Annotated in this window: 14 protein-coding genes; 3 read left to right on the top strand and 11 right to left on the bottom strand. The window is 53.5% G+C overall.

Translation table 11 applies throughout. The features are described from left to right. Positions 1-16: 16 nt before the first annotated feature. The 11 genes from LPB67_RS18030 to LPB67_RS17980 all read right to left on the bottom strand — a co-directional run bounded on the left by LPB67_RS18030 (position 17) and on the right by LPB67_RS17980 (position 10,422). Positions 17-862, bottom strand: coding sequence for a D-amino acid aminotransferase (locus LPB67_RS18030; RefSeq protein ID WP_262838697.1), 846 nt, complete (start codon positions 860-862; stop codon positions 17-19). A gap of 275 nt (positions 863-1,137) precedes the next feature. Then, complete coding sequence (locus LPB67_RS18025) at positions 1,138-2,307, bottom strand: D-alanyl-D-alanine carboxypeptidase family protein (protein ID WP_262838696.1); 1,170 nt, start codon at positions 2,305-2,307, stop codon at positions 1,138-1,140. Positions 2,308-2,343: 36 nt separating this feature from the next. Then, positions 2,344-2,997, bottom strand: a complete 654-nt coding sequence (locus LPB67_RS18020; RefSeq protein WP_262838695.1) for an alpha/beta hydrolase — start codon at positions 2,995-2,997, stop codon at positions 2,344-2,346. A 2-nt stretch (positions 2,998-2,999) separates the two neighbouring features. Continuing rightward, on the bottom strand, positions 3,000-3,317 hold the full coding sequence (locus LPB67_RS18015) for a (2Fe-2S) ferredoxin domain-containing protein (protein ID WP_262838694.1): 318 nt from the start codon (positions 3,315-3,317) through the stop codon (positions 3,000-3,002). 90 nt (positions 3,318-3,407) lie between these two features. After that, positions 3,408-4,577: a VanZ family protein gene (locus LPB67_RS18010; RefSeq protein WP_316685295.1), complete on the bottom strand. Its 1,170-nt coding sequence runs from the start codon at positions 4,575-4,577 to the stop codon at positions 3,408-3,410. 22 nt (positions 4,578-4,599) lie between these two features. Next, positions 4,600-5,229, bottom strand: a complete 630-nt coding sequence (locus tag LPB67_RS18005; protein WP_262838693.1) for a PqiC family protein — start codon at positions 5,227-5,229, stop codon at positions 4,600-4,602. 49 nt (positions 5,230-5,278) lie between these two features. Further along, positions 5,279-6,223, bottom strand: a complete 945-nt coding sequence (locus tag LPB67_RS18000) for an MlaD family protein (RefSeq protein ID WP_262838692.1) — start codon at positions 6,221-6,223, stop codon at positions 5,279-5,281. Then, a complete protein-coding gene (locus LPB67_RS17995) occupies positions 6,223-7,068 on the bottom strand; it encodes an ABC transporter ATP-binding protein (RefSeq protein ID WP_262838691.1) in 846 nt (281 codons plus the stop codon). The genes LPB67_RS18000 and LPB67_RS17995 overlap by 1 nt, the downstream gene beginning before the upstream one ends. Continuing rightward, a complete protein-coding gene (locus LPB67_RS17990) occupies positions 7,068-8,198 on the bottom strand; it encodes an MlaE family ABC transporter permease (protein ID WP_410482761.1) in 1,131 nt (376 codons plus the stop codon). The genes LPB67_RS17995 and LPB67_RS17990 overlap by 1 nt, the downstream gene beginning before the upstream one ends. 19 nt (positions 8,199-8,217) lie before the next feature. Further along, entirely contained in the window at positions 8,218-8,433 is a 216-nt protein-coding gene (locus LPB67_RS17985) for a hypothetical protein (protein WP_262838690.1), read from the bottom strand. Positions 8,434-8,529: 96 nt separating this feature from the next. Next, entirely contained in the window at positions 8,530-10,422 is a 1,893-nt protein-coding gene (locus LPB67_RS17980) for a phosphoethanolamine transferase (RefSeq protein WP_262838689.1), read from the bottom strand. A 493-nt stretch (positions 10,423-10,915) separates the two neighbouring features. Here LPB67_RS17980 and rpsL point away from each other — a divergent pair, with 493 nt between their 5' ends. The 3 genes from rpsL (at position 10,916) to fusA (ending at position 14,160) form a co-directional block, all read left to right on the top strand. Further along, on the top strand, positions 10,916-11,299 hold the full coding sequence (gene rpsL, locus LPB67_RS17975; protein WP_110258019.1) for a 30S ribosomal protein S12: 384 nt from the start codon (positions 10,916-10,918) through the stop codon (positions 11,297-11,299). 144 nt (positions 11,300-11,443) lie between these two features. Beyond that, on the top strand, positions 11,444-11,914 hold the full coding sequence (rpsG, locus tag LPB67_RS17970) for a 30S ribosomal protein S7 (protein ID WP_262838688.1): 471 nt from the start codon (positions 11,444-11,446) through the stop codon (positions 11,912-11,914). 140 nt (positions 11,915-12,054) lie between these two features. Continuing rightward, positions 12,055-14,160: an elongation factor G gene (fusA, locus tag LPB67_RS17965; RefSeq protein ID WP_262838687.1), complete on the top strand. Its 2,106-nt coding sequence runs from the start codon at positions 12,055-12,057 to the stop codon at positions 14,158-14,160. The last annotated feature ends 86 nt before the right edge of the window (positions 14,161-14,246 follow it).

The following is a 14,246-nucleotide window of genomic DNA, read 5'->3' as shown; positions in this document are numbered from 1 at the left end:
GTAATAAATCAGAAAATTAAGCGGCTTTGCTCAATTGATAGGCCGCATACAGTTTCTGGTAGATGGGGCCGGGCGCGCCGTTTCCAATAGTCTGCTCGTCTAACTTGACGACCGCAAGCACTTCTTTGGTCGCCGAAGACAATAACACCTCATCGGCAGCGAACACTTCTTCCCGCGTGATTTTACGGGCTTGCAGCGGAATGCCATTGGCGGCGCACAAGTCTTCGATCAGGCCGTAACGGATGCCTTCCAAAATCAGATTGTCTTTGGGGGGGGCCGCCAGCACGCCGTCTTTGACGATCCAGACGTTCGATGCCGACGCCTCGGTCAACAAGCCGTCGCGGAACTGGATGCTCTCGGTCGCACCCTGTTCAGCCGCGTTTTGCGCCGCCAGCACATTGCCCAGCAAAGAGATCGATTTGATCTCGCAACGCAACCAGCGCTTGTCTTCCATCGAGACGCAAACCACCCCTTTGGCGCGCACTTCGTCGGATGGCAAGACAATCGGATTGGTCATGATGAACACGGTCGGCACCATCTCTTGCGGAAACGCATGCGCCCGCTTCGCCACGCCACGCGTGACTTGCAAGTACACCATCTGATCGTCGGCAGGATGCGCATCCATGACCTGCGCAATCAACGCCAGCCAGCCGGCCTTGTCATGCGGATTTGGAATACCGATAGACGCCAGACTACGGAACAGCCGCGCCAGATGCTGATCGGCGCGAAACATCTTGCGCCCATACACCGGAATCACTTCATAGACACCGTCGCCAAAAATAAAGCCGCGATCGAGTACCGGGATCTTGGCTTCGGAGAGTGGTGTCAGGCTGCCGTTCAGGTAAACAAGGGGATCGTTCATGATGTGATGGGATGGTTAGTGATGAAAAAGACGATGCATAAATTCTCACACAGAAGCTGATGCAAGGTTATGCAAATAAGGAATGAATTTAATTTAAAGTAGATAAACTAAACATAAACCAGTGGAGATTGGATAAAACAGTTTGCATTCACCCCCGGCAATTCAATCCCTCACCATCAAATAAGCCGATGTTGGTGAGCGTATTTCAGTAGTTCGTAAAGTGTTTGCAGAATAAAAAAACGGGGCTCAGCCCCGTTTCTATTGTGGTATCAGGATTACTTAAACAATAATCGCAGCGAATCCCAGGCACGTCCGAAGATGCTGGCTTGCGCGACTTGCTCGAGTGCGAGTACCGGAAATTCCGCGATGGGTTTGCCATCCAACATCATTTTTACCGTGCCTACTTTGTCATTCAGGGCAAGCGGGGCGACCAGCGGGTCTTTGCGTTCCAATGCCGGTTTTAACTTGGCAGCCGCACCTTTTGGCAGGGTGACATACAGATCGCGGTTGAAGCCGATTTTGATCTGGGCTTGGGTGCCTTTCCAGATTTCCGGCGTGGCGATGGCCTGGCCTTTTTCGTAGAGTTTGAGGGTATCAAAATTGAGGAAGCCCCAGTTCAATAATTTCAGGCTTTCTTGCGCGCGTACCTGGTCGCTGGCGGTGCCGGTGACCACAGAAATCAGGCGGCGCTGGCCGCTGCCGTTGGGGCGGACCGACGACGAGACCAGGCAATATCCTGCGGCTTCGGTGTGGCCGGTTTTCATGCCATCGACGGTTGGATCCAGCCACAATAGGCGATTACGGTTGGGCTGGGTGATTTTGTTGTAGGTATAGCTCTTGGTCGAGTAATAGGTTTTATAAAACTCAGGATGATCGGCGATCAGACGTGCGGCCAATAGGGATAAATCTTGTGCAGTGGAATAGTTTTCCGGGCTGGGCAAGCCGTGCGAATTGGCAAAATGGGTAGATTTCAGGCCGATGCGATCGGCTTCGCGATTCATCTGCACGACGAATGCCTCTTCGCTGCCGGCCACCGCTTCTGCCAGCGCAACCGCTGCGTCGTTACCGGACTGGACGATCAGGCCGTACAGCAATTCATTGATGGTGACGGGTTTGTTCGGTTCGATAAACATCTTGGAGCTGCTGGCATCGACCTTCCATGCGCGGGTGGAGACATTCACGCTCTGGTTCAGATCGAGTTTTTTGTCTTTGATCGCTGAGAACACCAGGTAGGCCGTCATGATCTTGGTCAGCGATGCCGGTTCTATACGCAAGCCCGGGTCTTGCGAGGCGATGACCTGATTGCTGGTGGCGTCGAGCAAGAGCCAGGATTTGGCGGCGATCGTCGGCGCTGGCAGCAGGCTTTGCGCAGTAGCGATATCGCTGCTGAGAAGGCTGGCAGCAAGGGTGCCGATGCTGAGTAGTGATGCGAAGAATTTTTTCATTGATTCGGTATTCATTTAAATGCAGAAGTTGAATTGCTAAATTGAATTGATCTCGGGTTTATCCCACAAGTTGACCACATAATTTTTGATATGTTGCAGCTTGCGGTGAAAAAAATGATCGGCGCCCGGGATCACGATGACAGGAATATCCTGCGGACGCGCCCAGTCGAACACGGCTTGCAGCGGAATCGTCTCATCGAGTTCGCCATGAATCAGGATGGTATTCGCGGGAACCTCGGGCAGGGGCCATTTGCCGGCCGCGGTGCCGACCAGGGCGAGCCGCTCTGCGGGAGTGCCTTGCGCTGTCAGTCTTTGCTGTAATTGCGACTGTACAAAGGTGCCGAAAGAAAAACCGCCCAGTGCCAGCGGCAGTTCGGGGTAGCGTTGACGCATGTGCGTGAGCAGCAGTCCCATGTCATCCGTTTCGCCGGCACCGTGATCATGTACCCCTTCGGATTTGCCGACGCCGCGGAAGTTCATGCGGACCGAGACATAGCCCAGCGCGACGAAGGCGCGTGCCAGCGTCTGCGCTATCTTGTTATCCATGCTGCCGCCGAACAGCGGATGCGGATGGGCGACCAGCGCCAGTCCGCGTGGTAGCGCAAATTGTTCTGGCTCGGGCAGATCGAGGGCGCATTCGAGCTGGCCAACTGCGCCCGCGATCATGAAGTGTTCCGTGTGGGCGTTCATCGTCAGATTTTCAGGCGCTCGACGGTGCCGCCGCCGACCAGATCGACTTCGATAATTTCGTCGATATCGGATTGATCGATAAAGGTGTACCAGGTGCCTTGCGGGTAGATCACCATGACCGGGCCTTCTTCGCAGCGATCCAGGCAACCCGCCTTGTTGATGCGGATTTTGCCGTGACCGTTCAGGTCGAGTTGTTTGATACGCTTTTTCGCGTGTTCCTGGGCTGCCTGCGCGCCGCGATCCATGCAGCAAGGGCGGCCGTCCTCACGTTGGTTCATGCAAAAAAACACGTGTTTTTCAAAATAGGGAGTGTCAGCCATGATGGGTCAGTGTGTCTGAAGTGAGCCAGTATGATACACGCTAGCGCCTGTTCAGACGTTGACTGGTACTTGCTGGAGAAAAAAATCGCTCTACTTGCGATCCGGTAATTTTTTATTCAGCAAGATCCACAGCATCAGAAATGGCCACAGCAAGGACAAAAATTGCGCTGCCCCATTGAAGTTCAGGAACTTCCCTTGCACCCAGGTTTGCAAGGTGACGATGAAGTAGGGGTTGATAGGAATCAGATTCACGACGATCAAACTGATCGATAGCATCAGGATTGCCAGGCGACGCTGTACATGATGCGGTGCGAACGAAAAGCCGTACAGCATGATGAGCGCGATCACCAGGCCGCCCTGGGCGCCGGGGGTCAGCCAGGAGAAGGCGAATTCGGGTTTAAACAGGATGGCGCTTGCCAGCGCCTTGGCGCAAATCGCTGCGGCTAACAGTAATCCCGCCAGCCGGACTTTCGGCGCATGGCGACTCAGGATAGACAGCGAAATCAAGACGGCACCGGTGCAGCCGCATGCCGTAATAATCGTCTCCGCCAGCAAAAACTGCTCGGGGCTCAGGTCCATGTCATTGATCAGGAAACTGCCGAGATCAATCGATATATCAAAAAAATCATTAATCCAGAACGACAGTATCGGCAGGATCTGCCCCAGCCCGAATAAATACGCTTGCGGATAAATTTGCGCCATCGGCCATAGACCGAGCACCAGGATTTCCCTGGTGGCCTCGTTATACAGCCAGCGTTTTCGCAGCAGCCGCAGGCGACCTTTTTCCAGCAGCAGCGGGATCATCAGCGCACCGATCAGCGCACCGATCAGCGCGCCCCCTGCATTGGTCAGGAAATCCAATAATGAGGTCACCCGGCTGGGTAAGAAATATTGAGTAATCTCCATGCTGGCGGATAACAGGGCACCCGCAACAGAGGCGATCGCCACCGAGAAACTGCGGCGGCACACCGGGTACAGCGCAAACACGATCAACATCCCGAGCGGGATATAACCCAGCACATTGGTCAGTGCATCGAAGGCCGTCCAGTAGCGCGGCCATTGCCGGATCAAATCAGATAAGGCTGCCAGATTATCGTTCTGCCAGCCGGAAAACGGATACAGGCTGGCATACACGATCAGGAATACATAGGCCAGTAGCGCCGCCCTGGCGAACGGCGAGGCTGGTCGTTCGGCGAGCAGGTCGTCGAGCGATGCTTCGGGACTGTGAATGGTGTTCGGCTCTTCCATCGGCATGGACATCGATATCTGATGATTGCAGTGACTAGCGTAGCGGCAGGGTATGCAGCCAGGCCAGCAGGTCGGCGATCATGGCATCGCTGGCGATCACCATGGCCTTGGCGCCGCCCGGCGCATCCGCGCCCGGTGCCGCAATCTGCCGGGCAAAGCTGCGCTGGGCCAGCAGCGAACGTCCTTTGACGACCGTCGCGCGGATCTGTATTTGCGCGGCACTTGCCGAACTGGATGAAAATACTTGTGAAAATTCATCGAGATCGATTTGCAGCAGCGGTAAATTGCCGACGCCATCGCGCGCCGATACCACGCTGCCGCCGGCCTCGGCGATGCGGGCTTTTAAGCGCTGGGTCAGCAATTGCGCGGGCGGCATACTCCAGCGGTGCTGAGAATACGGGCGCGCTTGCTGGGCATTGTCGTATTCGAGGCGGTACAGCATGGCATTGCTATCGAGCGAGCCTGGCGCGTTGATGTCAGCCAGACTGATCGCAAAATTCGCCTGAGCAGGTGACGATGGACTGCTGGATGGCACGCTTGATCCGCTTGCCGGCATCGCTCCAAAATCGTAGCTTTGCTTGACCGGCACCTGGCTGGCACAGGCTTGTAACAGCAGGGTGCAGGAGATCAGGCTTAACAGGCAGGTAATATTTCGATGCTTCATAACAATTCCTTGGTTACAGGCGTAACGTAATTGAGCATAACTGTGTTGCTTATCGGGATGGGGCGAATCCGCTCTCACCCGGACCCGGCGGTATAGCCGGATTGCCAAACAACAGGCTTTGCGGACGCTCGTTCAGCGCATCCGTGGTGCGGTTGATAGCGCGTAAGCTGCTGCGCGCATCGCTGGTTACCGCATTGATTTTTGGTAAGGTGTCCTGGCTGACACTGGTGCTGATCTGCTCCACCGAATTGTTCAGTTTCGCCAGAGGGCCATCGGCGGCTTGCATGCTGGTAGCGAACTGGTTCAGGTTATTGCTGAGTTTGCTGGCGTCGCCTGACAGTGCTTTGACGGCGGCCAGCGTGCTTTGGGTTTGCTCAGCCAGCGCCGGCAACTTATCCAGGGTCGGGCTGAGTCTGTCCGGTACCATTTGCCACGCCGCCGCCGCTTTGCCGATATTCTCGATGGCGCTGGTAACGGCTTTTTGATGGTCCGGATCAAGCAGGGTGTTGATGCGCGCGGTGAGTTCTTCGGTTTGTTTCAGGATCGCCATGCCGCGCTCCTCTAAATTTTGCAGCATGCCCGGCCTGAGCGGGATGCGTACCGGCGCATCGCCGTTCGCTGCAATTAAAGCGCCGTGCGGCGCATGCACATTGTCCTCGTCAAGCTGTACATAAGCGATCCCTGTGACACCCTGGTAAGCCAGGGTAGCATAGGTGTCGGGTGTGACCGGGGTGTCGCTGACCACGTCGATTTCCAGCAAAATCTGACCTTGCACCGCCGGATCGAAATTGATGCTGCTGACATTGCCGACCTTGATCCCTTTGTAGCGCACCGCCGCTTGTACATTGAGTCCTGCGACTGACAGTTTGGTGGCAATCTCATACGGTGTGCGTTTGATTTTGTCCTTGCCCAGCCAGAGCGCAAATACCGTGCTCAGCACCAGCAAGGCAATGGTGAAAAAGCCCGCCATCAAAGCATGTGATCGGTTTTCCATTACGGTGTTACTCCTTCAGCGCCTGCAGGCGCAAAGACTTCCATGGCGCGGATGCCGCGACCGCCGAGGAAGAATTTTTCGATAAACGGGTGTTGGAATTGCACGACTTCCTGCGGTGCACCGATAGTGACGACTTTCTTTTCTGCGAGTACCGCGATCCGGTTCGACAGGGCGAATAGGGTGTCCAGATCATGCGTCACCATGACGACGGTCAGATTCAATTGTTGATGCAGCGCCTGGATCAGGCTGACGAAGCTGTCAGAACGATCCGGATCCAGTCCGGCAGTCGGCTCATCCAAAAACAATAATTCGGGATCGAGAGCCAGCGCGCGGGCCAGCGCAATCCGCTTGACCATGCCGCCGGATAAATCGGACGGCATTTTGCGCGCGTGTTCAAAAGCGATTCCCGACATATGTAATTTTAAATACACCATGTCGGCAATCAGGCTCTCGGACAAGGTACCCATTTCGCGCATCGGCTGTGCGACATTATCGAACACCGTCAGCGCCGAATACAAAGCGCCATTCTGGAACAGCATGCCGGAGCGGCGTCGCAGGAAATCCAGGTTGTCGGCTGTTGGCGCGTGAATGTCTTCGTCGAATACCCTGATGCTGCCGCGGCTTGGTTTTTCCAGCCCCAGCATCTGGCGCATCAAGACGGTTTTACCCGACCCCGAACCGCCGACGATCGACAGGATTTCGCCCTGCCTGACCTGGAGTTGCAGATTGTCGTGCACCACGGCCCGGCCGAACTGGGTGCGCAATCCCTGAATATCGATGACGGGATGCGCATTATCGGCTGCCGCGGCTCCCGGTGCTGCATAGCTGGTAATGACTTTATCCATCAATAGCCCACCTGGCTGAACAGAATGGCGAATACCGCATCGGCAATGATCACGATGGTAATCGAGATGACGACTGAGCTGGTGGTGCCTTGTCCCAGGCTCTCGGTATTCGGCTTGACACGCAGGCCAAAATGACAGCCGACCAGCGCGATCAGGATGCCGAAAGTCACGCCCTTCAATAAGCCTATCCAATAATTTACCAGCGCGACGGCCTCCGGCAATTTATGCAGGAAAAATTCCGGCGACATGCCCAGTCGGTATTGCGCAGCGAGCATGCCGCCGGTCAGTGCCATGACATCGGTCCAGATCACCAGTAAAGGCATGGCGATGGCGAGCGCCAATACCCTGGGCATGATCAGGCGGAAACCATGCGGTATACCCATGACCCGCATCGCATCGAGTTCTTCGGTGACCCGCATGACGCCAAGCTGGGCCGTAATTGCCGAGCCGGAGCGACCGGCCACCAGAATCGCCGCCAGTAAAGGGCCTAGCTCGCGGACGATACTCATGCCGAGAATATTCACGATATACAGGTCGCCGCCAAAGGTGCGCAATTGTTGCGCCGACAAATACGACAGTACGATCCCGATCAAGACGCCGACCAGGGCCGTAATGCCGAGTGCCTGAAAGCCGGTGCGATACAGATTCGCAGAAATTTCTTTCCACGGGCCTTTGAGCGGATGACGGGCGAAGCGCAACAAATCCAGCATCAATTGACCGAGCAACGCGATCAGGCCGATCACATGCTCAAAAAAGCCCAGCATGATGACCCCCAGCCGCATCACGCGGGTCAGCCGTTCTTTGGGCGGTCGTGGGACGGCGAGTTTGCTGACTTCTTCCAGCCTGACCAGCAAACCTTCATGGCAGGGTTGCAGCGCTAACTGTGCAGGGCGCAGCTTGCCCCAGGCTTGCCACAGCAATTGCGCGCCTATATGGTCGAGCGCGCTGATGCTGCTGAGATCCCAATGCAGTTCGCGATTGAGCGGCGAACACAGCTCGTGCAATTGCTGGCTGATCGTTTGCATGGTCTGACGGTCGCTCAAGGTGTGGGCGCGCCATGCACCCGTCAGGCGAATAGTGACAGGTGAAGTCGATTGTATGGTCAGGGCAGGAAGTGTCTCGCGAGGCATGGCCCCAGTGTAAGGGAGATTAGGTAGTGCGGTAAATGATGCTGTAAATAATGCCGGAATAAATCGCGCAAAATTGCACATGGGTTTGCACGAGGATCACTGCACGACTGTAGTTGCCGGACTTTTTGTATGGATTGCCAGCTTTAAAAAATTCAACGAACGAAATCCGGCGCATACCGGCACACCGATTGCTATCCAGATTGAATGCAATCGGCGTTGTATGTTGCGATGGCATTGAGGGATGATAAATATACTGGTATTCAGTACACCGATGTTTATATAAAACATCCAGTTAAATCAAGCGGACTAGATGGCTCTATATGGATACTCCCTATTTTTCTTGTGACATAGGCGTTTTTTTGTCCATCACTTCGCGGCAATCGCCTTTGAAGGTCGCGTTGTCGTAATTCGTCCAGCCATAACTGTCGACGTAGCGGATATGACGTTGCCATCTGGCGTTTAAAAAACTCCACTCCAGACGCTCGCCCGGATAGTGAATGTCGGCCAGATCGAGCAGCGAATGGAACACGTTTTCTGTCGATAGTTTGGCGTTCTGATGTTTGCGTAGCTGACGGATTTTTTCCGGATGCTGTGCCTGATAGGCATCGGAATACCACATGAAAGCCGGGATATGGAATTCGTACTGGGTGTTATGTCCATGAAAGGCGAGGTTGCAGGTGCCGTCATACAAGGTCTGTCCGTGATCCGAGACGTACAGCATCGACGTCACCTGTTCGCTGGCCTTGAGTTTTTGTATCACCTCGGACAGTAGCCAGTCGGTGTACAGAATGGAATTGTCGTAGCTGTTATTCAGCGCCTGCTTGTTTTTCAGGTCGGTATAGGCGGGATTGGCAATGCCGAACAGGGATGGCTTCCAGTGATCATATTCTTTGGGATGGCGATGGCTGTAGTTCCAATGGTTGCCCAGCGTATGTAGCACGATCAGTTTTTTCGGCGCCGCATCGCGCATGGCGTTGCTCATCGGTTCCAGTAGGATCTGATCAAAATTCGAGCTATTGGTAAAGCCGCCCAGATTCAGGAATTGCGTTACGTCGGCTTCTTTGGCAAATACCGAGGTCGGCGTATCAAATTGACCGAAGCTCATCTGATTCGATAGCCAGAAAGTTTTAAAGCCTGCTTCCTTAAAGGCGCTGATGAAGGATTTTTCGGAGAATCCTGCCTTCAGGCTTTGCGCCGCCGGTTTGCGCGAAACGATGATAGGTACCGACAGGCGGGTGGCGGCAACCGCCGTCACGACATCGCTGAAGCTGACCAGATTGCTTTCCAGCTTGAGCAGGGGATTGGTGTCGCGCTCGTAGCCGTTCAGGCTCCAGCGGTCATAGCGCGAAGATTCGCCGATTACCACCACCACGATCTGCGGTTGGCTCTGATCGCCGGTCTGGTAGGCTTTGAACTCGAATTCGCTGCTTTTGTCGGCGAGCTGCGACAGGTAGCTGCGCTCGTTCCAAAAATCGATGCCGCGCACAACCAGACCAAAAGGCCAGGTACGGGCAAAGAGTTCTTCGTCGTAAGGAAGCGCCGCCCAATGCGCTAGCTTGGGGAGTTGCGGCAATAATTTTGCCCATTGTTTACCGACGTAGGTGGATGCCTGCGGTGCGGGCGACGCTGGTGCTGAGGCGTTATCTTCGCCAGTTTCCTCTTCTTTACTGTCTTCTGACGCGTCGGCTGTGTTTGAGCCGGCACTTGCGCTGGTTTTCGCTGGCACAGGCTTGATGCCAATTTGCTGTCCGTAGACCCAGACGGCCAGGCCGGACAGGATGACCAGCATCGCCAGCCAGCGTGAGCTGTGCGTCCAGTCCAGCGTTTTAGTGCGCTTGCTGAGTGCGAGTAGGCTCCACCACCATGCAACGACGGCGATTAAAACGATCAGGAGCAGCCAGACTTTGTTGCCGAGAAACTCCAGGGCTTCTTTAGGGCTGGTTTCGGCAATGATGCCTAAATGGTGGGTAGAAATACCTTGTCCAAAAAACAGGCGCAAATACAATTCAGTCGGAACCGCGAAAAAGGCCGGCAGCAATAACCAGTGAAACCAGCGCGGCCGTTTGCAGAGCGACCAGACTCCCAGCCAGGTGAGCAATTCCAGGGTAATGATGTGCCAGGCTTGCTCAACCGGCTTGCCCAACAAGATGGGGAAGAAGGGTAGTGCGGACAATAAAAAGTAGCTGACCAGAATAAATAAGGCAGCAGGCTGCAACAACGGCATAGCGATCCTGAGTGTGACGGTCTGGTAAATGAAGCTGAAATGAAGCTGTTTAGCGACCTTGGTGCCGGTCAAAGACGAATAGAGCGCGTCAATATAAATGATTTATGCTGTCCGGTGCGTTTTGCCCGGGTATTGTTACGAAATTTTTGACACGGATTTGTTCAAATAATGCCCGATGTTTCTCCTTGCAATCCTCCTCAAACCATCTATTCTATAAGCCCCACTCCGTCGCTGACGCGCGTAACTGCTTGATTTGCCAGCAGCTTCCTGCAAAACAAACAGATTGACAGTCTTATTGTTTAGGGTTTAAACTTGCGAGTTCTCGATTTTGGATGGTCTATGGCTTGCACGTTTTCTCACAAAATGTGGTCGGCATACTAAGTAAAGAATCGGGCTTGTCCTGCATCATTGGGGCATAAAAATGGATTTAAGTCCCCGGGCAACCGTTTCCGGGATTGTGTTTTAACGTTGTATTTTGTTGGAATTAAGAGCGATGCCAACCATCAATCAACTGATTCGCCAGCCACGTGTTTCTGCACGTGTCAAGAGCAAATCTCCGGCGCTGGAAAACAGCCCGCAAAAACGCGGCGTATGTACCCGTGTTTATACTACAACCCCAAAAAAGCCTAACTCGGCTTTGCGTAAGGTTGCCAAAGTACGTCTGACTAACGGTTTCGAAGTGATTTCGTACATCGGCGGTGAAGGTCATAACTTGCAGGAACATAGCGTGGTATTGCTGCGCGGTGGTCGTGTAAAGGATTTACCGGGTGTTCGTTACCATATGGTTCGCGGTGCTTTGGATACTCAAGGCGTTAAAGACCGTAAGCAAGCTCGTTCCAAATACGGTGCGAAGCGTGCTAAGGCTGTTAAGAAGTAATAATCTCGTAATTTAATCTCCGTAAGCTATTACGGATCAGTGTCGGTCCCGAATGGGTCGAGTAAGTGGCGGGTTATGATGGCTTGCCGCGAGCGTGGAGTGAATTGTTGCTCGATGCTCAACTGAAGATTGAAAGGAATTGAAATGCCACGTCGTCGTGAAGTCCCGAAACGGGACATTCTGCCGGACCCAAAGTTCGGCAATGTAGAAGTTGCAAAATTTGTTAACGTATTGATGTTGTCCGGCAAGAAGTCTGTTGCTGAAGGCATTATCTACGGTGCATTCGATCACATCCAGCAAAAATCTGGTAAGGATCCATTGGAAGTATTTGCGCTGGCAATCAACAACGCTAAGCCACTGGTTGAAGTTAAATCGCGCCGTGTTGGCGGTGCTAACTACCAGGTGCCGGTTGAAGTTCGACCAGTTCGTCGTCTGGCCTTGTCCATGCGTTGGTTGCGTGAAGCTGCTAACAAGCGCAGCGAAAAATCGATGCCGCAACGTTTGGGTGGCGAATTGCTGGAAGCAGCAGAAGGCCGCGGCGGCGCAATGAAGAAGCGCGATGAAGTGCATCGTATGGCAGAAGCGAATAAAGCTTTCTCCCACTTCCGTTTCTAAGAGTAAGAGTAGGGAGCTGTTGTGCTTGATCGGAGTTGTGATTAATGCAGCAGTTCTGGCAAGTATTTTGAATCAGGCCGGGCGTAATTTTCACGAAAAATTGCGCTCGGTTTTGTCCATTAAAAGATTTAGGATTAGCTATGGCCCGTAAGACCCCCATTGAGCGCTACCGCAATATCGGTATTTCGGCTCACATTGATGCTGGTAAAACGACGACAACTGAGCGCGTTTTGTTCTATACCGGTGTAAACCACAAAATCGGTGAAGTGCATGATGGCGCGGCTACCATGGACTGGATGGAGCAAGAGCAGGAACGCGGTATTACCATTACCTCTGCTGCAACGACATGCTTCTGGAAAGGCATGGCGAACAATTTCCCTGAGCATCACATCAATATTATTGATACGCCAGGTCACGTCGACTTCACGATTGAAGTTGAGCGTTCCATGCGTGTATTGGATGGCGCCTGCATGGTTTACTGTGCGGTAGGTGGTGTGCAGCCGCAGTCTGAAACTGTATGGCGTCAGGCTAACAAGTACAAGGTTCCACGTCTGGCGTTCGTCAACAAGATGGATCGTACCGGTGCGAACTTCTTCAAGGTGTACGAGCAAATGCGCGCGCGCCTGAAGGCTAACCCAATCTTGATGCAAATCCCTATCGGCGCGGAAGAGAACTTCCTCGGTGTGGTCGATCTGGTCAAGATGAAGGCAATCTATTGGGATGACGCATCTCAGGGTATGAAATTCGACTACCGTGAGATTCCTGCTGAATTGCAAGCGCAAGCGGCTGAGTGGCGTGAAAAAATGGTGGAAGCTGCGGCCGAAGCCAATGAAGATCTGATGAACAAATACCTGGAAGAAGGCGATTTGTCCGAAGTCGAGATCAAGGCGGCTATCCGTGCTCGTACGATCGCTGCTGAAATCGTGCCTATGCTGTGCGGTACTGCGTTTAAAAACAAGGGTGTACAAGCCATGTTGGACGCCGTTATTGAATACCTGCCATCACCAGTGGATATTCCACCAGTGTCCGGTCTGGATGAAGATGATGAGCCAACTACACGTAAAGCAGAAGATACTGAGAAGTTCTCCGCTTTGGCGTTCAAGATCATGACGGATCCGTTCGTTGGCCAATTGATCTTCTTCCGTGTGTACTCCGGTATGATCAAGTCGGGCGATACAGTCTACAACCCGAACAAGAACAAGAAAGAGCGTCTCGGTCGTATTTTGCAGATGCATGCCAACCAGCGTGAAGAAATTAAAGAAGTGCACGCCGGCGATATCGCTGCGGCTGTTGGTTTGAAAGAGGCGACTACCGGTGAAACCTTGTGCGATCCAGCTTCCATCATCACTCTGGAACGCATGGTTTTCCCTGAGCCGGTTATTTCTCAGGCAGTTGAGCCTAAGACTAAGGCTGACCAGGAAAAAATGGGTCTGGCATTGAACCGTCTGGCGCAGGAAGATCCGTCTTTCCGCGTGAAGACAGATGAAGAGTCCGGACAGACCATCATCGGTGGTATGGGCGAGCTGCATCTGGAAATTATCGTTGACCGCATGAAGCGCGAATTCGGCGTGGAAGCGACTGTTGGTAAACCACAGGTTGCCTACCGCGAAACTATTCGCAAGACTTGCGAAGAGATCGAAGGTAAGTTCGTTAAGCAATCCGGTGGTCGCGGTCAGTATGGTCACGTTGTTCTGAAGATCGAACCGCAAGAACCAGGCAAGGGCTTTGAATTCGTTGACGCGATCAAGGGCGGTACTGTTCCTCGTGAATACATCCCTGCGGTAGAAAAAGGCGTTATCGAAACGCTGGCATCCGGCGTATTGGCTGGCTACCCAGTGGTTGACGTTAAAGTAACCCTGTTCTTCGGTTCTTACCATGACGTCGACTCCAACGAAAACGCTTTCCGTATGGCGGGTTCGATGGCGTTTAAAGATGGTTGCCGTAAAGCCAGTCCAGTCATCCTGGAGCCTATGATGGCGGTTGAGGTGGAAACGCCGGAAGACTATGCTGGTACAGTGATGGGTGATTTGTCTTCACGTCGCGGTATGGTGCAAGGTATGGACGAGATCCCTGGTGGTGGCGGTAAGATCATCAAGGCGGAAGTGCCTTTGTCCGAAATGTTCGGTTACTCGACTTCCCTGCGTTCTGCAACGCAAGGTCGTGCAACTTACACGATGGAATTCAAGCACTACTCCGAAGCGCCGAAAAACGTTATCGATGCAATCGTGACGGCAAAAGCGAAGTAATTTAGCTGAATAAGTAAGTATCTGAAAAGCCCGCCTCATGCCGAGGTGGGCGCATTATTGATAAATCGTTCTTTTTGAAGGAAGAA

This window comes from Undibacterium sp. Jales W-56 (genome assembly GCF_025548535.1).
Lineage (GTDB): Bacteria > Pseudomonadota > Gammaproteobacteria > Burkholderiales > Burkholderiaceae_D > Undibacterium.
Note: the sequence above shows the minus strand (reverse complement) of the source record. Positions and strands in the feature narration are given on the sequence as shown.

What these genes read in the sequence shown, in the direction of transcription:
- fusA (WP_262838687.1), top strand. Translation starts at nt 12,055, where the DNA reads ATGGCCCGTAAGACCCCCATTGAGCGCTACCGCAATATCGGTATTTCG.
- LPB67_RS18025 (WP_262838696.1), bottom strand. Translation starts at nt 2,307, where the DNA reads ATGAAAAAATTCTTCGCATCACTACTCAGCATCGGCACCCTTGCTGCC.
- LPB67_RS17985 (WP_262838690.1), bottom strand. Translation starts at nt 8,433, where the DNA reads ATGCCATCGCAACATACAACGCCGATTGCATTCAATCTGGATAGCAAT.
- rpsL (WP_110258019.1), top strand. Translation starts at nt 10,916, where the DNA reads ATGCCAACCATCAATCAACTGATTCGCCAGCCACGTGTTTCTGCACGT.
- LPB67_RS18010 (WP_316685295.1), bottom strand. Translation starts at nt 4,577, where the DNA reads ATGTCCATGCCGATGGAAGAGCCGAACACCATTCACAGTCCCGAAGCA.
- rpsG (WP_262838688.1), top strand. Translation starts at nt 11,444, where the DNA reads ATGCCACGTCGTCGTGAAGTCCCGAAACGGGACATTCTGCCGGACCCA.
- LPB67_RS18030 (WP_262838697.1), bottom strand. Translation starts at nt 862, where the DNA reads ATGAACGATCCCCTTGTTTACCTGAACGGCAGCCTGACACCACTCTCC.
- LPB67_RS17995 (WP_262838691.1), bottom strand. Translation starts at nt 7,068, where the DNA reads ATGGATAAAGTCATTACCAGCTATGCAGCACCGGGAGCCGCGGCAGCC.
- LPB67_RS17980 (WP_262838689.1), bottom strand. Translation starts at nt 10,422, where the DNA reads ATGCCGTTGTTGCAGCCTGCTGCCTTATTTATTCTGGTCAGCTACTTT.
- LPB67_RS18020 (WP_262838695.1), bottom strand. Translation starts at nt 2,997, where the DNA reads ATGAACGCCCACACGGAACACTTCATGATCGCGGGCGCAGTTGGCCAG.
- LPB67_RS18000 (WP_262838692.1), bottom strand. Translation starts at nt 6,223, where the DNA reads ATGGAAAACCGATCACATGCTTTGATGGCGGGCTTTTTCACCATTGCC.
- LPB67_RS18005 (WP_262838693.1), bottom strand. Translation starts at nt 5,229, where the DNA reads ATGAAGCATCGAAATATTACCTGCCTGTTAAGCCTGATCTCCTGCACC.
- LPB67_RS17990 (WP_410482761.1), bottom strand. Translation starts at nt 8,198, where the DNA reads ATGCCTCGCGAGACACTTCCTGCCCTGACCATACAATCGACTTCACCT.
- LPB67_RS18015 (WP_262838694.1), bottom strand. Translation starts at nt 3,317, where the DNA reads ATGGCTGACACTCCCTATTTTGAAAAACACGTGTTTTTTTGCATGAAC.